We start from the raw sequence: 18,512 nt of genomic DNA, 5'->3' as shown, positions 1-18,512 counted from the left end.
GCTCGGCTGATCGCGTACGGGATGGGTCAGCTGGGGCTGAGCGGCAACGTGACGTGGATCAGGCAGCCACGCGGCTCGGGGTCGACGGCGGCGATCGTTCCGTGGTGCAGCTCGACGACCCAGCGGGCGATGGCCAGCCCCAGCCCGGTGCCGCCGCCGGCGGGCCGCTCGCCGCGGGTGAAACGCTCGAAGACCCGGTCGCGCTCGGCCGCCGGGATTCCCTCGCCCTCGTCGGCCACGGCGACCAGCACGTGGTCGTCGTGTCGTTCGGCGCGCACCTCGACCGTGCCGCCGGACGGGCTGTGCCGCGCGGCGTTGTCGAGCAGGTTGGCGAAGACCTGGTGCAGCCGCTCCCGGTCGCCGGGCACGACGATCGACGGGGCGGCGACCTTGAAACGGACGTCACGACCGGCGCCGGCCGAGTTGATTTCCGCCTCGCGCACGACGTCGTCGAGGAACGCCCGCACGTCGATCGGGTGGCGCCGCAACGGCACCACGCCTGCGTCGAGGCGGGAGAGATCGAGCAGTTCGGTGACGAGCCGGCCGAGGCGCTCGGTCTGGGCGAGCGCGGTCTGCATCTGGGTGGGATCGGCCGCGGCCACCCCGTCGACGATGTTCTCGAGCAGGCCCTGCAAGGCGGTGATCGGCGTACGCAGTTCGTGCGAGACGTTCGCGATGAGCTCGCGCCGCTGCCGGTCGGCCGCCGCCAGATCGGCCGCCATCTGGTTGAACGCCGCCGCGAGCTCGCCCACCTCGTCGGCCGAGGTCGCCCGTACCCGCCGGTCGTAGTCGCCGCGCGCCATGGCCCGTACGGCCGTGGTCATCTCACGCAGCGGCGAGGTCATGCCCCGGGCCAGGAACTGGACGATCGTCACTCCGATGACCGTCGCGGTGACGCCGGTCCAGATCGGGAACCAGCCCAGCCAGAGGTAGAACCAGACCAGCCCGCTGCCGCCGCCCGCGAACAGCACCATGATGATCTTCATCTTGATCGAGCGGACCGGGTCGAGCGGCCGTGGCAGCCAGGCGAGCCATCTCACCGCTCCACCTCCAGCGCGTAGCCCACGCCGTGCACGGTGCGGATCAGATCGGGGCCGAGCTTGCGGCGCAGCCCCTTGATGTGGCTGTCGACCGTGCGGGTGCCGGAGGCGTCGGCCCAGCCCCAGACGTCGGCGAGCAGCCTTTCCCGCGGCAGGACCGTGCGGGGGTGCGCGGCCAGGTGAACGAGCAGATCGAACTCGGTCGGGGTCAGGTGGGCCTCGACCCCGGCCCGCAGCACGCGCCGCTCGGCCTGGTTGATCTCGAGGTCGCCGAACCGCAGCGTCGGTGGCCCGGCCGGCTTGGCGGCGGTCTTCGCGGCCCGCCGCAGCAGGGCGTGCACCCGGGCGGCCAGTTCGCGCATCGAGAACGGCTTGACCATGTAGTCGTCGGCGCCGACGGCCAGACCGACGAGCAGGTCGGTCTCGTCGTCGCGGGCGGTGAGCATGAGGATCGGGACCGGGCGCTCGGCCTGCAGCCGCCGGCAGACCTCGAGTCCGTCGAAGCCGGGCAGCATGACGTCGAGCACGACCGCGTCGGGCGGCGTGCGCCGGGCCGCCTCGACCGCGGCCGGGCCGTCGCCGGCGACCTCGACCGTGAACCCCTCGGCCCGCAGCCTTACCGCGACCGCCTCCGCGATCGTCCGCTCGTCCTCGACGACCAGAACACGCCGATCCGTCTCCACCGTCCACCTCCCGAGCCACCGATCCAACCGGTTCGTGGCAAGTCGGCCGGTGCGCCCCCGTGGCCCACCGACCTTCGGCGGGGAGCCTATTGACGCCCGGTGCAGGCCCGGCGGTGGGTTTGTGAACAACCTGTGGAGATCACAACGCTGGGTTCGTCGCCGCAATCCTCTGTTTCGAACTGGATGCCGAGGCCCGGTGCGGCATCTGGTTCGTGCGGCCGTTCGCCCAGGCCATCTCACCCGTGACGGGCCGGTCGCGGTGACCGGTTGGTCGCGCAGGCTTTCCAAGCCGGCCACCGGGCCCGGCCGGAAGCCGCGTGATCGGGGTGACCAAAGACGGCGCGTGGCGTCGCGATAGGACGCGTTGGAGGACTCGTACATCTGAATTTTGGAAAGTGGCGCCCGGCGGACCGGGCACCGCAAACCCTCAGGAGTGGGGGCAGGTGTCGCGGTATTCCTGGATCGCGGAGCCGGACGGGGCCGGGCAGAGGAACTGCTCGTAGCGGGTGTCGTTGTCGATGAAGCGCTTGAGCCACGAGATGCTGTACTTCGCCACGGTCACGTTCGTCGAGGTCGGAGCGGAGTGCGAGGCATTGTTGAGCTCGAGATAGGCCTTGTCGTTCGTGCTCGGCATGCTCGTGTAGAACGGCTCGGCGTGCGAGCTCACCGACGCGACGGTGTCGTTCTCGGCGCCGATGATCATGGTCGGGACGCGGTCGGAGGACCAGTTCTTGGTGCCGTGCCACGGGGTGAGCGGAATGGCCGCCTGCAGGGACGGGCGGGTGACCGAGGCCGACAGGCTGCCGCCGCCGCCCATCGAGTGGCCCATGACGCCCAGGCGGGTCGCGTCGATGCGGGTGCGCACGCTGCTGGTGCGGGTCAGGTAGTCGAGCGCGGCCAGCAACTGGCTGCCCCGGCTGGCCGGCTGGTCGAGGGTGCTGAGCGTGTCGATCGTGATCACGACGAAGCCCTGCGAGGAGAGTCGGGGGCCGAGCCACGACACGCTCGACTGCGAGGCGGTGAAGCCGGGCGAGATGGCCACCGCGCCGAAGGTGCCGGCCGCGGTGCTGGTCGGGTAGTAGATCGTGCCGCCGCCGAACCCGCTGACCGCGGATCGGGCGACGGTGGCCTGGGCGATCGCGAAGGAGCCGCGGGACGCCTCGATCGTGCTGGTGGAGGGGGCAGGACCGCGCTCGTAGGGGTTGGCGGCGCGGGCGGGGGAGGCGGGCGACGCGGCCACGAGGGTGACGGCTGCGACGACGGCGGCAAGACCTGTGCGGAGCTTGGGAACGGACATGGGCACTCCCTGAGCCGGGCGATCCTGGGTTGGCCAGGTATCGAATTAGGTCAATATTTGATCCATTCGTTACCGGCCGGTAATCCCAATTGGCACCCTGTCAATACGCTATGAGTGCGCGGACGGCCGGTAATCTTCCGGCGTGGCCGGACAGGTGGGCAGCGTGCTGGCGGTCGTGGCCGTCCTCGCCGCCCTGGCCGCGGCCGTGGTGGCCGCCGTGCGGCTGCGTGCGCGCCGGGGCATCGCGACCGCCATGCAGCGGGCCACCTACGACGTGTTGCACACCGCCGCCCTCGCGGCCGACCCGTTGCGGGCCGGGCTCAGTCCGGGCACGGCCGCCAAAGCCGCCCGCCACCTGCGTACGTTGGTCGGCGCGGCCGGGCTGACGATCGCCGACGGGCAGCGCTGCCTGGCCTTCGACGGGCGCGGCAGCCACCACAGTGATCAGTTCACCGCCGCGGCCGCCCGCGCCCTCGACAGCCACCGCTCGATCGTGCTGACCGCCTCCGACCTGCCCTGCGACCAGGTCGACTGCATCGTTCGCGGCGCTGTGGTGGCGCCGCTGTCCGGCCAGGTCACGGCCGTGCTGGTGGCCGTGGCCGACGATCATCCGGCGCCGGGGCTCGTGCAGGCGACGCTGGAGACCGCCCGCTGGGCCGGCTCGCAGCTGGCGCTGGCCGAGCTCGACTCGTCGCGCGAGCGGCTCGCCCGGGCCGAGGTGCGGGCGCTGCGGGCCCAGATCAGCCCGCACTTCATCTACAACGCGCTGACCGCGATCGCCTCGTTCGTACGCACCGACCCCGAGCGGGCGCGCGAGCTGATCCTGGAGTTCGCCGAGTTCACCCGCTACTCGTTCCGCGCGCACGGCGACTTCACGACGCTGGCCGAAGAGCTGCGCTCGATCGACCGCTACCTGACCATCGAGCGGGCCCGGTTCGGCGACCGCCTGCAGGTGCGGCTGCAGATCGCCCCCGAGGTGCTGCCGGTCGGGCTGCCGTTCCTGTGCCTGCAGCCGCTGGTCGAGAACGCGGTGCGGCACGGGCTCTCGCGCAAGCCGGGCGTCGGTATGGTGAGCATCGAAGCACGGGACGCCGGGGCGGAATGCCACATCACGGTCGAGGACGACGGAGTCGGCATGGATCCGGCGGTCTTCGCCGCGGGCATGCCCGAGACCGACGACGGCCAGCACGTGGGTCTGGCGAACGTGGACGAGCGGCTGCGCTCGGTCTTCGGCGACGGCTTCGGCCTGGTGGTGGAGACCGCGCCCGGAGCGGGTACGAAGGTGAGCATGCGAGTGCCGAAATTCCACCCGGGGGTGAGGGCGTGAACCTCGTCGTGCTCGCGGTCGACGACGAGCCGCCCGCCCTGGACGAGCTGGCCTACCTGCTGAACGCGGACGGCCGGGTGGCGCACGTGCACCGCGCCGGGGACGCGACCGAGGCCCTGCGGGTGCTGCGCGACACCGAGGTCGACGCGGTGTTCCTCGACATCCGCATGCCTGGACTCGACGGCATGGAGCTGGCCCGCATTCTGCGACGGTTCGCACGGCCGCCGGCGATCGTCTTCGTGACCGCGTACGACGACGGGGCCGTGGACGCCTTCGACCTGGGTGTCACCGATTACGTGCGTAAACCGGTGCGGGCCGAGCGGCTCGGGGAGTCGCTGCGACGCGTGTCCGAGGCCCGGCCGGTGCCCGCGGTCGTGCCGGTCGCGCCGGTCGTGCCGGTGGACGAGCCGTCGATCCCGGTCGAGCTGGCCGGAACCACCCGCATGCTCCCCCGGTCGTCGGTCCGCTGGGTCGAGGCCCAGGGTGACTACGCACGGCTGCACACGTCAGATGCCTCACACCTCGTACGGGTCTCGCTCGCGACCCTGGCCGAACGGTGGGCCGACGCCGGGTTCGTCCGCATCCACCGGTCCTACCTCGTGCAGATCCGCTTGATCGTCGAGCTGCGGCTCACCGGCTCGGGATATGTGGTGTCGGTGGACAACATCGAGTTGCCGGTCAGCCGACGGCACACCCGCGAGCTGAAGGATCGGCTGATCAGAGCGGTCAAGCACGACTGGACCAGGTAAGCCTGGCACTCCCGTCCACACGGTTATCCACAGCTCCATGGACTTCTCCACAGAGTTATCCACAGGGCTTAGTAGGCGCCCTTGCGCCGCAGCACGACCCAGATCGTGCGCCACATGATGCTCAGGTCGTAGGTGAGCGACCAGTTGTCGACGTAGTAGAGGTCGAGCCGGACGGCTTCGTCCCACGAGAGGTCGGAGCGGCCCGAGACCTGCCACAGACCCGTGATGCCCGGCCGCACCAGCAGGCGACGACGGACGTCGCCCAGGTAGTCGCCGTCGTCGGCGGGGAGTGGGCGCGGGCCGACCAGGGACATCTCGCCCTTGAGGACGTTGATGAGCTGGGGCAGTTCGTCGAGCGAGGTGGCCCGCAGCTTGGCGCCGAACGCGAAGATGCGCGGGTCGTTCTTCATCTTGAACAGCATGCCGTCGGACTCGTTGAGCTCTTCCAGCGTGCGTTTGCGCTCTTCCGCGTCCTGATACATCGTGCGGAACTTCCACACCCGGAACGTGCGGCCCTCGTGGCCGACACGCGGCTGGCGGAAGAAGACCGGGCCGGGATCGGAGAGCCGGATGCCGATCGCGATGGCCACCAGGATCGGGCTGATCAGCAGCAGGCCGAGGCCGGCGGCGACCCGGTCGATCAGGTTCTTCAACAGCCAGCCGGGGCCCGAGAGGGTCGGCTCCTCGACGTGCAGCAGCGGCAGGCCCTCGATCGGGCGGATGTGCACGCGCGGCCCGGCGATGTCAGTGAGCTGCGGGGCGACCACCAGGTCGACGCCCGTGCCCTCGAGCTGCCAGGCCAGGCGGCGCAGTTCGCCCGGTTCGGCGCTGGCCGAGCCGCAGACCGCGATCGTGTCGGCGCCGACCTCGCGCACCAGGGCCATCACGTCGCGGGCGGCGTAGACCGGGACCGGGGTCTCGATGCCACGGGCGGCCGCGTAGCCGTCGGTGATGTGGATGGCGACCGGGATGAGACCGGCGGCGGGGCTGCGGGTGACCGCGGTGTAGACCTCGAGCGCCTCGGGCAGCGTGCCGACGAGGATCATGCGGTGGGCACCGTGGCCCGTCCGGCGGCGGGCGAAGTGCAGCACCTGCCGGGCCCCGACCCGGCCGAAGAGCAGGAAGAGCAGGGCGCTCAGCGAGACCACGGCGACCGTGCCACGAGACAGACCGGTCTTTGTGGCGAAGGCGAGCAGGGACACGCAGGCCACGACGGTGACCGACGTGCGCACGATGCGTTTGAACTCTTCGCTGCCCAGGCCTAGATAACGGCGGTCGTACGTGCCGTTGGCCCAGAGCAGGATCAGCCAGCCGATCGGCAGCACCAGGTAGGCGAAGAAGACGAAGAGCTGCTCGTCGTGCAGGAAGCCGAGGCTGCGACCCATGAAGCCGGAGCGGGACTTCTCGAGATTCTGGGCGAGATAGCTGGCGGCCAGCACCGAGAGCAGGTCGAGGACGATCAGGACCATGGTGTACGGGCGGTGCCAGCGCGACAGGCGCTTGTGCTGCCGGTTCCACGCCGATCGGGGGACCCCGTTGCTCGGCGGCTGCTGTTGCTGCCACTCGAAGCTCTCGTACGGCACGGCGCTGCTCCGGCTGCTGTCGGTAACCGGGCGATGCAGGCTAGCGGTCACCTCGCCTGTGTCCTCCCGCATCCGGAAAAGATTACGCACCGCCACGGTTGCGGCGGAGGGCCCTCAGGCCGGGATCCGCTCACGCGCGTCACGGAAACGTGGGACCGGGCCACTATACCGATGGATCGGGCGGAAAGAAGCGGACGTTCTGGCCGCTTTACCAGCTGTGTACGTAGGGTGACTGACAGGCGGCTATCGGATCAACTTGGACAGGCGCCGGTCGGCCAGCGGTTTTCCCCCGGTCTGGCAGGTAGCGCAGTATTGCAGGCTTTTGTCGGCGAAGGAGACTTCGCGCACCGTGTCACCGCAGACCGGGCAGGGCAGGCCGGTGCGCGCGTGGACCCGCATGCCCGCCCGCTTCTCGCCCTTGAGCTCGGCGGCTTTCTGCCCGACCGAGCGGGTGACGGCGTCGGTCTCGACCTCGCGCATCGCCGCGTAGAGCGTGTCGATCTGCTCGTCGGTCAGCTTGCCGGTCAGGGCGAACGGCGACAGCTTGGCGACGTGCAGGATCTCGTCGGAGTAGGCGTTGCCGATGCCGGCCAGCACCTCCTGGTCGACCAGCACGCCCTTGACCTGGCCGTTGCGCCCGCGCAGACGCTCGGCGAACTCGTCGCGGGAGACGGCCAGCGCGTCGGGGCCGAGCCGGGACACGCCGGGCACCTCGGCCGGGTCGCGTACCAGGTAGGCCGCGAGGGACTTCTGGGTGCCGGCCTCGGTGAGGTCGAAACCGGAGCCGTCGTCGAGGCGCACCCGGATGGCGATCGGGCCGCTGCCGGGCTTGAGCGGCGCCGGCGACTTGAACGCGTCGCGGTAGTGCAGCCACCCGGCCCGGGCCAGGTGAACGACCAGGTGAATATCGGCTGAGCCTTCCCGCGGCGGAAAACCGAGATCAACCCCGGATGAGAAACCGATATCGAGGAACTTGCCGTGTCGCCCGGCCGACGTGATCGGCAGCCCGGCGATGGCGCTAGGAGCGGGATCGTACGTCTTCAGCGCGCTGAACGAGGACACCTCGAGGCGCTGCACAGTGTGGCCGACCGCGCGCTCGCGCAGGTAGGCCGCGAGCGCCTCGACCTCAGGGAGTTCGGGCACGGTGTCAACGGTAGCGTTTCTCACCGTGAAGGTCGTCGTTGCGCACAACCGTTATCGGGAAGCCATCCCCTCCGGCGAAAATGTCATAGTCGACACCGAGATAGCCCAATTGCGCGCCGCGGGGATCGAGGTGCTGCCGTTCCAGCGCAGCTCCGACTCGATCGGTGACCTGCCGCTGGCCGAGAAGGCGCTGCTGCCGCTCTCGCCGATCTACGGCCGGTCGGCCCAGCGCGACCTCTCCCGCCTCATCGAGTCCGAGCGGCCCGACGTGCTGCACCTGCACAACCCGTACCCTCTGCTCTCGCCCTGGGTCGTGCGGACCGCGCACGCGCACGGTGTGCCGGTCGTCCAGACGGTCCACAACTACCGCCAGGTCTGCTCGTCGGGCCTCTACTTCCGCGACGGCCACAACTGCACCGACTGCCGGGGCAAGCTCATCGGCTGGCCGGCCGTGCAGCACCGCTGCTACCGCGGCTCGGCGGCCCAGAGCGCCCTGATGGCGACGACGCTGGCCGTGCACCGGCCGACCTGGCGCTCGGTCGACCGGTTCATCGCGCTCACCGACCGCATCGCCGCCCACCTGCGCGACTACGGCATCTCCGACGAGCACATCGTGGTGAAGCCGAACGGCCTGCCCGACCCGGGTGAGCCCGCGCCGCTGGGCGACGGCTTCCTCTACGGCGCCCGGCTCTCCCCCGAGAAGGGCCTCGACCTGCTGCTCGACGCCTGGCAGCGGCACCCGGACGGCAGCCTCGGCACGCTGCGCATCGCCGGCGACGGCGAGTTGCGCCCGCTGGCCGAGAAGGCCGCGGCCGAGCGCTCCGACGTCATCTACCTGGGCATTCTCGATCAGGAGGGCATGCGGGCAGCGCGGCGTGAGTCGGCCGTGGTGGTCGCCGTGCCGACGTGGAACGACACGTTGCCGACCGTGATCCTGGAGGCGATGGCGGCCGGTCGCCCGGTGCTCGGCACGGCCGTCGGTGGCATCCCCTACCTGGTCGGCTCGGGCGCCGAGGCCGCCGGCTGGGTCGTCGAGCCGTCCGGTCTGGCCGACGCGCTGCCGATCGCCCGTGCCGGTGCGCCGGCCTTCGCGGCCGCGGCCCGCCGCCGCTACCTGACCCATTTCCACCCCGACGTGCTCACCCCGCGGCTCATCGAGATCTACAGCAGCCTCACAGCCAACTCTGATCACCTACCGAGGTAGATCTTGAATCGTCCGGGGAACGCTTGAAGATGTGAGCGTCTCCCGCAGGAACGTGCTGTTCGGCGTGGGCGGTGCCGTGGTGACCGGCGTGGCCGGCGGCGGCATCGGCTATGCGATTGGCCGTGAAGACGACCCGCCGCCGACCGCCTCCACCCCCGCCCCGGGGCCCAAGTTCCGGTCGAGGCCCGACCTCAACGCGTTGCCCGAGGTCACGATCACGACGGCCGCCGCCGGGACGGTGGCGGGCTCGATCTTCCTGACGCCCGCCTCGGGCACCGGCCTCTGGGGGCCGCTTGTCGTCGACGAGCGCGGCTCGCCGGTCTGGTTCCGCAAGGTGCCCGACCCGGCGACCGTGGCGATCGACCTCAAGGCCCAGATCTATCGGAACAAGCCGGTGCTGACCTGGTGGGAGGGGACCATCGGGGGAACCGGCGGGCAGGGCGTGGGGCAGGGCGAGTTCGTGATCGCCGACCAGTCGTACCGGGAGATCACCCGGGTGCGCGCGGCCGGCACCGAGCAGGCCGACCAGCACGACCTGGTGATCACGCCCCGGAACACCGCGCTCTTCTGGGTCTACGACCCGGTGCCCCACGATCTGAGCTCGGTGGGCGGCCCTGCGGACGGGGTGCTGCATGACGGCGTCATCCAGGAGATCGAAATCGCGACCGGCCGGAAGGTCTTCGAGTGGCGGTCGAGTGATCACGTGGGGCTCGACGAGTCGTACGCGCCGCTGCCGGTGGGGGATTCGGCCCACCTCCCGTACGACTACTTCCACGCGAACTCGATCGGGCTGGCCGCCGACGGCAACCTGCTCGCGTCGGCCCGGCACACGTGGGCCGTCTACAAGATCGACCGGAGGAGCGGCGAGGTCGTCTGGCGGATCGGCGGGAAGAAGTCGGATCTCGAGGTCGACGAGCGGACGCGATTCTCCTGGCAGCACGACGTGCGCCAGCGGCGGGACGGGTCGTACGGCCTGTTCGACAACGGCGCCGGCGTCACCAAGGAACGCGACTATTCCCGTGGCCTGGTGTTCAAAGTGGACGAGGCGGCCCGGAGGACGACCTTCGTCGCCGAGTATGTGCATCCCGACCGGCTGTCGGCCCCGACCCAGGGCAGCTTCCGCGAACTGGCCGACGGCGGCTCGTTCGTCGGCTGGGGGCAGATGCCGCACTTCACCGAACACAACGCCGACGGCTCCGTGCGGCTGGCCGGGCACCTGCCGCTCGACAACCAGTCCTACCGCGCCTACAAGGCGGAATGGGCCGGTTCCCCGCTCGACCAGCCCGCGCTCGGCCTGCGCGTCGAGAACGGCAACGTGATCGTCTCGGCCAGTTGGAACGGCTCGACCCGGGTCGCCCGATGGCGGGCCAGGTGGGGTCAGCAGCCCGGCGCGCTGGCCGGCGGCGCGGTCGAGGAGCCCCGGACCGGCTTCGAGACGACATTGACGGTTCCGGGCACACCCGAATATGTGGTGGCCGAGGCGCTGGACACGGCCGGGAAGGTGCTGGGCGCCTCCTCGGCCGTGCCGGTGCGCGTCTAACGCTTGAAGCGCAGGTAGATCGGAGAGCCGTAGGTCGCCGCGTTCAGCGTGGAGCCGGCGAAGCGTGCCCGCAGCCGGTAGTTGACCCCGGTGGAGCGGGTGCCCGTGTAGGAGTAGCCGACCCGGCCGGCCGAGTCGAGGAGTCCAAGCGGGATCGATCACCCGCGGGCAGAAGGGGTTGACGATTCTGGCTAACGGCGTTAGCTTTAGCTAACAACGTTAGCCAACTGGAGGTCGAGATGACCGAGTTCCTCTCCGTCGACGGCGGCACGCTCGCCTACGAGGTGACCGGCGAGGGCCCGCTCGTCGTGCTGGCGCACGGCATGGGCGACAGCCGCGAGTCCTACCGGTTCGTGATTCCCCAGCTCGTCGCGGCCGGCTATCGCGTGGCCGCCGTCGACCTGCGCGGCGCCGGCGAGTCGAGCGCCGAGTGGCCCTCCTACAGCCGCACCGACATCGCCGGAGACCTGATCGCCGTCGTGCGCCACCTCGGCGGCCCGGCCGTGCTGGTCGGTCACTCGATCTCGGGCGGCGCGGTCACGATCGCCGCCGCGACAGCGCCCGACCTGGTCGAGGGCATCGTCGAGCTGGGCCCGTTCACCCGCGCCCAGGCGATCACCCTCGGCGCCCTGCGGTCGAGGCGTTATCGGGCCGGCATGACCCGGCTGATCATGATGACCATGCTGGGCAGCGTGAAGTGGTGGCACCGCTATCTGGACGTCGCCTTCCCCGGGCGCAAACCGGAGGACTGGGCCGACCAGCTGCGGCGCAACGCGGCCATGCTGGGCGAGCCCGGCCGCATGAAGGCGCTGCAGGGCATGGGCCGCACGACGCCGGCCGACGCGGGCGCTCAGCTCGCCAACGTCCGCTGCCCGGCGCTGATCGTTGAGGGCTCGCTCGACCCCGACTGGGCCGACCCGCGGGCCGAGGGCGAGGCGATCGTCGCGGCCATGCCGTCCGGGCTGGCCACGGTCGAGATGATCGAGGGCGCGGGCCACTACCCGCACACGCAGTTCCCCGACGAGACCGTCGCCCTGCTGCTGCCGTTCCTCAAGGCGTACGCCCGTGCCTAGGGCCGGTCTTGACCCGGCGGTCGTGGTCAGCGCCGCGGCCACGCTGGCCGACGAGGTCGGGCTGGCCAACGTGACGATGGGGCTGCTCGCCGAGCGGCTGGGGGTGCGCGCACCGTCGCTCTACAAGCACGTGGCGAGCCAGGCCGACCTCAACCGGCGGATCGCCGCCCTCGCGCTGACCGAGCTGGGCGACCAGATGCGTGACGCCTTGGCCGGTCGGGCCGGTCGGGACGCGCTCGCGGCGGCGGCGCACACGATGCGGTCGTACGTGATCGAACACCCCGGGCGCTATGCCACGACCGTGCGGCTCGACGCGGGCGGGCCGGACGACCCGGTGGCCCAGGCCGGGGCGCGACTCCTCGAATCGCTGGCGACGGTGGTGGCCGGATACGAGATCGATCCGGCCGACACCGTCCATGCCCTGCGGATGCTGCGCAGTCAGTTCCACGGATTCGCCACGCTCGAGGCGGCCGGCGGCTTCCAGATGGAGACCGACGTCGACAAGAGTTTTGAGTGGCTGATCGACTTTGTCGACCGTGGACTCAGTGCCTCAACGCCTCCCGGGCGCTGAACATCACGCTGGCCGCCAGGAAAGCCGCGTTGACCAGGGTGAAGAGCCCGACGAACCAGATCGTCCACTGTGGCGCGACGGTCAGCACGAGGCCGGCCAGAGCGATCACCGCTCCGTAGTCGCGCACCAGCTTGACCAGCCGAACCGGCAGCGACCGGCTGGTCACCATGCTGGTGGGGTTGTCCCCGGTCTGCATCACCGAGGTCACCAGGTTGACCATCCAGGTGCCGGCGAAGGCGGCCAGCAGCCACGCCGGGGTGTCCGGCACCTGCGCCTCAGCCGTCGCGGCCAGGGCCGCCACCAGCGAGATCTGCACGGCCACGTCGCAGAGCACGTCGAGGCGGCCACCGGCCGCGCTCTTCTGGTTGGTGACCCGGGCGAGCTGCCCGTCGGCGCAGTCGAAGGCGTACGCGAGCTGCCAGCCCAGCAGCGCGAGCAGGCCGATCGGCCAGGCCCAGACCCGGCCGTCGGCGATCGGCTCGGCCGCCGCGACCACCACGATCGAGACCAGACCGCCGATGCCCAGGTTGAGGACGGTCAGCACGGTCGGCGCGAGGCGGTGCTTGTGCGCGACGACCGCGATGCGCGCGCCGAGATGCTGGCTCAGGGCCTCGCTGAAGAGGCCGCCGCCCCGGTTGACGGCGTAGTAATCGGCCGCCGTGGGCGCACCGGTGTCAGCGGCGTTCGACGGCATCGACATAGTCCCCCAACCTTCCGCGGATCTCGTCCGGTGTCATGGCGAGGTGTTCCAGGATCGTGTAGCGGTCGGGGCGGGTGCGCGGCGCGAACTCGACGGCCTCGACGAACTGCTCGTCGCTGAGGTTGACGTCGGAGGGGACACGCGGCAGTTTGTGCCGGCCCAGGCAATCGGCCATCTGGGCGAAGCGGCGCTCGTCGCCCCGCAGGAACGTGCAGAACAGCGCGCCCAGCCCGGCCAGCTCGCCGTGCGACGCCGTGCCCGGGTAGAGCGAGTCGATCGCGTGCATGATCTCGTGGCAGCCACCGCTGGCGGGCCGGCTGCTGCCGCACACCGCCATCGCCAGCCCGCTCGAGATGAGGGCCTCGGCCAGGACCGTCACGAAGGCGTCGTCGCTGAGATCACCCGGCATGGTGAGCACGGCCTCGGCGCCCATCCGGGCCAGCGAGGCGGCCAGCCCGTCGACCGGCTCGCCGCGGATCTCACGGGCCAGTTCCCAGTCGGCCAGGGCGCTGATGTTGCTGATCGCGTCGCCGATGCCGCCGCGGTTGACCCGGTCGGAGCCGGTCTCGACGAAGTCCAGGTCGACGATGACGCCGAACGGGATGTGCACCCCGTACGAGCCCTTGACGCCGTCGTTGATCAGGCTGGCCACCGGCGAGGCGATGCCGTCGTTGCCCAGGCTGGTGGCGACCGAGATCATCGGCAGGCCCCAGCGGCTGGCCGCGTATTTGGCCGCGTCGACCGTGGTGCCGCCACCGATGCCCACGACCGCGTCGTACGGCCGGGAGCGCAGCTTGTCGGCCAGCTCGAGGGCCGCGTCGAGGGTGCCGCCGCTGGTCGTGAAGACGTCAGCCGACGCCAGCGACGGCCGGATCAGCTCGGCGATGCGCTCGCCCTGTCCGGGGCCGACCACCACGGCGACATCTCCGCCGGCCGAGACGCGGCCGTCGGCCAGGATGCGGCCGAGGTCGGCCACGGCCCCGCGGCGCACGTGGATGTGCAGCGGGGCCTGGACGCTGCGGGCTAGTAGCGGCATGCGATGTCCCGGGCCTTGGCCAGGTCGTCGTGGTTGTCGACCTCGACCCAGTCGACGTCGCCGATCACCGCGGCCCGCACCTGGCCACCGCGGTTCGCGTATTCCTGGAAGCCGTCCTCGTAGTAGAGGTCGGGGTTGCGTTCCCAGGTCGCCTGCAGGGCGTCGGCGAGGGCGGACGCCGCCGACGCCTCGATGATGTTGGCGCCGATGTATTCGCCGAAGGCCTCGGACGGCTCCATCAGTTTCGTGATTTTGGTGAGCTGTCCATCTTCGCTGAAGACGGTCTTCATCTCCTCGTCAGCCAGCTTCTTCACATTGTCGATGGCGAGCAGGATGCTCGGGCCACGCTGGGCGAGGAGGGTCTGTTCGACGCTGACCGGGTGCACGGTGTCGCCGTTGACCATGAGAGCGCCCTGCGCGAAGTGGTCGCGGGCGAGCCAGAGCGAGTACGCGTTGTTCCACTCCTCGGCCTTGTCGTTGTGGACGAGGGAGATCTTGACGCCGTACTTCTTCTCGAAGGCGGCCTGGCGCACCTCGACGGCGCTCGAGCGGTAACCGACCACGATCGTCACGTCGGTCAGCCCGGCCGCGGCCAGGTTACGCAGTGAAATGTCCATGATCGTGGTTTCCCCGTCGACCGGGACCAGGGCCTTGGGCAGGGTGTCCGTGTAGGGACGGAGCCTGCGTCCGGCACCAGCGGCGAGTATGAGACCGATCATCGGGGTGTCTCCATCTGTTTGACGAAGCCCCGAATATAACGGTCGCTGTCCCACAGCCCGGACCGAACGAGGCAGACGAAAAGTCTATAGAGGCGGCTCGTAAGCTTGTCGCCATGACCGCTGAGCAGCTGATCTCTTTCGCCCGGGGCGCTCCCTCGCTGGACATCATCGACGTCGAGGGTCTCAAGGCCGCCGCCGCGCGCGCGTTCGACGCCGATCCCGCCGGTGTGACCGCCTACGGCACCTCCGTCGGATATGTCCCGCTGCGCAAGTGGATCGCCGAGAAGCACAATGTCTCTCCCGACCAGGTCATCGTCACCAACGGATCGCTGCAGGCCGACGCGTTCCTGTTCAACCACCTCGTGCACCCCGGCGACGACGTCGTGGTCGAGAAGCCGACCTATGACCGTACGCTTCTCAGCCTGCAGAACCTCGGCGCCAAGGTGCACCAGGTCACGTTGCGCCCCGACGGCATCGACGTCGACGAGCTGCGCGCCCTGCTCGAGTCGGGGGTGCGTCCCAAGCTCGCCCACATCATCCCGAACTACCAGAACCCGGCCGGCATCACGCTCTCGGTCGAGAAGCGCCGCGCCCTGCTCGACCTCGCCGTCGAGTACGGCTTCACCATCTTCGAGGACGACCCGTACGTGGACATTCGTTTCCGCGGCGACGCCCTCCCGTCGATGCTCTCGATGGACTCCGAGAACACCGTCGTGCACGCTTCCAGCTTCACCAAGACGGTCTGCCCCGGCGTGCGCGTCGGCTACCTGGTGGGCTCGGCCGCGCTGATCGACGCGATCGCCAAGAAGGCCACCAACCTCTACATTTCGCCCGGCATGGTCTCCGAGGCGATCGTCCACCAGTTCTGCGTCTCGGGCGACATCGATCGTTCCGTGGCGACGGTGAGCGCCGCCCTCGGCGAGCGGGCCCGGGTGCTGGCCGAGTCGCTGCGCGAGCACATCCCCGGCGCGACCTTCACCGAGCCCGACGGCGGCTACTTCCTCTGGGTCGACCTGCCCGCCGACGTCAACGTCGACAAGCTCTTCCCGGCCGCCATGAAAAAAGGTGTCGCCGTCGTCAAGGGCAGCGACTTCCTGCTCGAGGGTGGTCACAGCTCGGTCCGGCTGGCCTATTCCGCGGTCACCGTCGACCAGATCGATGAGGGCGTACGCCGCCTCGCCGCCGCCATCGAAGAGGTGCGCGGCTGAACTGATCGCAAGGGGGCCGGCGTCGAGCATTCCGCTCGGCGCCGGCCCGTTCGTGAAGTAACCTCGGGCGGTTTGCTGGTTCGTGCGTGCGAGGAGGTTCAGATGAGCGATCGGAACAGGCACACGCCGCTGTCGCGAGCCTTCGCCGCTCCGGTGCGGGCGATGAACCGCATCCTCGGCGCCGCCGACGGGCACACCGAGAACGGCGCGGGCCGTGTCGCGGGCAGCGCGGTCGTCGACTGCGCGGTCTACGCGGCCGGCCAGCGGTTGCCCGGCGATTTCACCCCCGACGAGGCCCTTCGTACGGCCTGCGCGCGCGACGACGCCTTCGTCTGGCTCGGCCTGCACGAGCCGGGCGAGGAGGAGATGACCGCGATCGCGCGCACCTACGGCCTGCACGAGCTGGCCGTCGAGGACGCGGTGAAGGCCGAGCAGCGCCCCAAGCTGGAGCAGTTCGGCTCGGTCCACTTCCTGGTCATGCGCACCGCGCGGTATGTGCCGCACGGCGAGATGACGGAGAATTCGCAGGTCGTCGAGACCGGCCAGATGATGATTTTCGTCGGCGAGCAGTTCGTCATCACGGTGCGCCACGGCGACGCGTCCGAGCTGGGTTCGGTCCGCGCCGATCTCGAGTCGCACCGGGCCGAGCTGATCGAGCAGGGGCCGTGGGCGGTCGCCTACGCGGTGACCGACCGGGTCGTCGACCACTACGTCGCCGTGGCCGACCGGGTGGAGTCCGATCTCGACCTGATCGAGGAGGGCGTCTTCTCGCGCGACCACGCGAGCCCTATCCCGGCGATCTACCAGATGAAGCGTGAGCTCGTGGAGTTCCGGCGCGCAGTCGTCCCGCTGCAGCGCCCGCTGGCCATGATCGTGACGCTCGTGCCGAAGCGGATCGGCAAGTACTTCCGCGACGTGCAGGACCACCTCACCCGTACGGTTGAGCAGGTCTCGTCCTTCGACGACCTGCTCAACTCGATCCTGCAGGCCCGGCTCGCGCAGGTCACGGTCGACCAGAACAACGACATGCGCAAGATCGCGGCGTGGGCGGCCATCGCGACCGTGTGGACGGCGGGCGCCGGCATCTACGGCATGAACTTCACCTTCATGCCCGAGCTGACCTGGAAATACGGCTACGCGTCGTGGTGGCTGATCATCGTGGTGATCTCGGTGCTGCTCTACCGAGTGTTCCGCCGCAGCGGCTGGCTGTAACGATCCATCGACGGCTCCCGCTACAGTCACGAAGGTGCCGTCCCGTCAGGACCAGCTCCACTCGTACCAATACTCGCTGCAGCGCGTGGTGGCCGCGCTGGTCACGCACGATCCCGACCCGCAGCGCTCGCCACTGCGCCGGGCCGGGATGACGGCCCTGGTCAGCCTGCTGATCGCGGCCATCCTGGTCGGCGCGGCCGCGCTCTACGGCCTGTTCACCGGCAACAGCCGGGTCAACCCGCGCGATCCCGGCGTGGTCTTCCAGGAGAAGGGGACCGGCGCCCGGTTCGTCTATCTCGAGGCCGACGGCAAGCTCCACCCGGTGCTCAACTTCACCTCGGGCCTGCTGCTCGCCTCGGCGCCGGCACCGACGCTGAAGAGCGTCTCGGCCTCGAAACTGGCCTCGGTGCAGCTCGGCGACCCGCTCGGCATCCCGGACGCGCCCGACTCGCTGCCCGGCAAGGGCGACCTGGTCACCGGCCGCTGGTCGGTCTGCACCGACAACCAGGGCACCCGCAGCAGCCTGCTGGTCGGCCCGCGGCTCACCGACGGCACGGTGCTCGCCCGCGCCGGTCGCGCTCTGCTGGTCCGCGACCGGGCCGGCCAGAACTCCCTGGTCGTCGGCAATCGCCGGTTCGCGATCCCGGTCGCCCGGGACGACCAGACGCTGGACGCCCTCAACTACAGCAGCAACCGGCCCTGGCCCGTCTCGGTGGCCTGGCTCAACGCCGTCCCGGCCGGTCCTGACCTGGTGGCCCCCGAGATCGCGAACGTGGGCGACGACTCGGTGGTCGGCAATCTGCGGGTCGGCCAGGTGATCACCGACGGGCGGCAGTCCGCTGTCGTGCTGGCCGACGGCAAGGCGGCGTTGACCGACATGCAGGCCAGTCTGATGCGTACGGTTCCCGGCGCGGGTCAGGCGGTCAACCTCGGCGACGACTTCATCGGCGTGCCGACCTCGCGAACCCGGGTCAGCGACGCGGGTGACCCGCAGGGCCTGCCCCCGCGCGTGCCGCAGCTCGTCGACGGGGCCCCGGCGCGGGCCTGCGTCACCCTCCCGGTGGACAAGGCGGGCGAGGGCATCCGCATCGACCCGACGATCCCGCTCGGCAAGGCCGTCGCCGCCGCCGGCGAGGGCGTGCAGGCCGATCTTGTCTTCGTGCCGCGCGGCCAGGGTGCGGTCACGGTCTCGGCCGCCTCACCCGGCGCGCCCGCGGGCACCGGCACGATCAGCGTCGTCACCGACACCGGTCGGCAGTTCCCGCTGGCCAACCGTGACCTGCTCGCCAAGCTCGGCTACGGCGGGGTCAAGCCGCAACAGATCCCGTCGGAACTGATCTCACTGATGCCGGCCGGCCCGGCGCTCGACCCGGCCCGCGCCCGGCAGACGGCACCACAATAGGGCGGGTCGCCGAGGCAACCCGCCC

Annotated in this window: 17 protein-coding genes; 9 read left to right on the top strand and 8 right to left on the bottom strand. The window is 70.4% G+C overall.

What is annotated here, in order from left to right; genetic code table 11:
- Window positions 1–26: 26 nt before the first annotated feature.
- The 3 genes from EER30_RS06345 to EER30_RS06335 form a co-directional block, all read right to left on the bottom strand.
- Window positions 27–1,040, bottom strand: a complete 1,014-nt coding sequence (locus EER30_RS06345; protein ID WP_432417509.1) for a HAMP domain-containing sensor histidine kinase — start codon at window positions 1,038–1,040, stop codon at window positions 27–29.
- The gene (locus tag EER30_RS06340; protein WP_205650111.1) at window positions 1,037–1,723 is read right to left on the bottom strand and encodes a response regulator transcription factor; all 687 of its coding nucleotides are present in this window, start codon (window positions 1,721–1,723) and stop codon (window positions 1,037–1,039) included. Before EER30_RS06340 ends, EER30_RS06345 begins: the two co-directional genes overlap by 4 nt.
- Before the next feature lie 427 nt (window positions 1,724–2,150).
- Entirely contained in the window at window positions 2,151–3,020 is an 870-nt protein-coding gene (locus tag EER30_RS06335) for a poly(ethylene terephthalate) hydrolase family protein (RefSeq protein ID WP_127499061.1), read from the bottom strand.
- A gap of 142 nt (window positions 3,021–3,162) precedes the next feature.
- On the opposite strand from EER30_RS06335, the gene EER30_RS06330 reads away from it, so the two are divergent.
- Together EER30_RS06330 and EER30_RS06325 are read left to right on the top strand one after the other, a co-directional pair.
- Window positions 3,163–4,347, top strand: coding sequence for a sensor histidine kinase (locus EER30_RS06330; RefSeq protein WP_127499059.1), 1,185 nt, complete (start codon window positions 3,163–3,165; stop codon window positions 4,345–4,347).
- Window positions 4,344–5,096, top strand: coding sequence for a LytR/AlgR family response regulator transcription factor (locus EER30_RS06325; protein WP_127499057.1), 753 nt, complete (start codon window positions 4,344–4,346; stop codon window positions 5,094–5,096). The genes EER30_RS06330 and EER30_RS06325 overlap by 4 nt, the downstream gene beginning before the upstream one ends.
- Window positions 5,097–5,164: 68 nt before the next feature.
- Here EER30_RS06325 and EER30_RS06320 read toward each other — a convergent pair whose 3' ends face one another.
- Window positions 5,165–6,751, bottom strand: a complete 1,587-nt coding sequence (locus EER30_RS06320; RefSeq protein WP_127499055.1) for a sugar transferase — start codon at window positions 6,749–6,751, stop codon at window positions 5,165–5,167.
- A 171-nt stretch (window positions 6,752–6,922) separates the two neighbouring features.
- Window positions 6,923–7,822, bottom strand: coding sequence for an Fpg/Nei family DNA glycosylase (locus tag EER30_RS06315; RefSeq protein ID WP_127499053.1), 900 nt, complete (start codon window positions 7,820–7,822; stop codon window positions 6,923–6,925).
- A gap of 25 nt (window positions 7,823–7,847) precedes the next feature.
- Between EER30_RS06315 and EER30_RS06310 the strand changes: the two genes are divergently transcribed.
- The 4 genes from EER30_RS06310 to EER30_RS06295 all read left to right on the top strand — a co-directional run bounded on the left by EER30_RS06310 (window position 7,848) and on the right by EER30_RS06295 (window position 12,210).
- The gene (locus tag EER30_RS06310) at window positions 7,848–9,026 is read left to right on the top strand and encodes a glycosyltransferase family 4 protein (RefSeq protein WP_127499051.1); all 1,179 of its coding nucleotides are present in this window, start codon (window positions 7,848–7,850) and stop codon (window positions 9,024–9,026) included.
- A gap of 31 nt (window positions 9,027–9,057) precedes the next feature.
- Window positions 9,058–10,566, top strand: coding sequence for an arylsulfotransferase family protein (locus tag EER30_RS06305; protein WP_240669807.1), 1,509 nt, complete (start codon window positions 9,058–9,060; stop codon window positions 10,564–10,566).
- 239 nt (window positions 10,567–10,805) lie between these two features.
- Window positions 10,806–11,639, top strand: a complete 834-nt coding sequence (locus EER30_RS06300) for an alpha/beta fold hydrolase (protein ID WP_127499049.1) — start codon at window positions 10,806–10,808, stop codon at window positions 11,637–11,639.
- A complete protein-coding gene (locus EER30_RS06295; RefSeq protein ID WP_127499047.1) occupies window positions 11,632–12,210 on the top strand; it encodes a TetR/AcrR family transcriptional regulator in 579 nt (192 codons plus the stop codon). Before EER30_RS06300 ends, EER30_RS06295 begins: the two co-directional genes overlap by 8 nt.
- On the opposite strand, the gene EER30_RS06290 is transcribed toward EER30_RS06295, so the two are convergent.
- From EER30_RS06290 to EER30_RS06280, 3 genes are read right to left on the bottom strand one after another with little or no spacing between them, the layout of a single operon-like run.
- On the bottom strand, window positions 12,182–12,910 hold the full coding sequence (locus EER30_RS06290; protein ID WP_432417508.1) for a CDP-alcohol phosphatidyltransferase family protein: 729 nt from the start codon (window positions 12,908–12,910) through the stop codon (window positions 12,182–12,184). The two genes, EER30_RS06295 and EER30_RS06290, sit on opposite strands and share 29 nt — an antisense overlap.
- Window positions 12,885–13,946 carry an iron-containing alcohol dehydrogenase family protein gene (locus tag EER30_RS06285; protein WP_127499045.1) on the bottom strand — a complete coding sequence of 354 codons (1,062 nt, stop codon included), beginning with the start codon at window positions 13,944–13,946 and terminating at the stop codon, window positions 12,885–12,887. The genes EER30_RS06290 and EER30_RS06285 overlap by 26 nt, the downstream gene beginning before the upstream one ends.
- The gene (locus EER30_RS06280; protein WP_127499043.1) at window positions 13,934–14,665 is read right to left on the bottom strand and encodes a phosphocholine cytidylyltransferase family protein; all 732 of its coding nucleotides are present in this window, start codon (window positions 14,663–14,665) and stop codon (window positions 13,934–13,936) included. Before EER30_RS06280 ends, EER30_RS06285 begins: the two co-directional genes overlap by 13 nt.
- A gap of 113 nt (window positions 14,666–14,778) precedes the next feature.
- Between EER30_RS06280 and EER30_RS06275 the strand changes: the two genes are divergently transcribed.
- From EER30_RS06275 to eccB, 3 genes are all read left to right on the top strand, one after another.
- Window positions 14,779–15,873 (top strand): aminotransferase-like domain-containing protein, encoded by a 1,095-nt coding sequence (locus EER30_RS06275; protein WP_127499041.1) that lies wholly within the window; start codon window positions 14,779–14,781, stop codon window positions 15,871–15,873.
- A 102-nt stretch (window positions 15,874–15,975) separates the two neighbouring features.
- Window positions 15,976–17,085: a magnesium and cobalt transport protein CorA gene (locus EER30_RS06270; RefSeq protein WP_127499039.1), complete on the top strand. Its 1,110-nt coding sequence runs from the start codon at window positions 15,976–15,978 to the stop codon at window positions 17,083–17,085.
- A 34-nt stretch (window positions 17,086–17,119) separates the two neighbouring features.
- A complete protein-coding gene (eccB, locus tag EER30_RS06265; protein WP_127499038.1) occupies window positions 17,120–18,487 on the top strand; it encodes a type VII secretion protein EccB in 1,368 nt (455 codons plus the stop codon).
- Window positions 18,488–18,512 lie beyond the last annotated feature (25 nt).

This window comes from Actinoplanes solisilvae, from assembly GCF_003999975.1.
Classification (GTDB): domain Bacteria; phylum Actinomycetota; class Actinomycetes; order Mycobacteriales; family Micromonosporaceae; genus Actinoplanes; species Actinoplanes solisilvae.
This window is presented reverse-complemented; position numbering and strand designations above follow the sequence as displayed.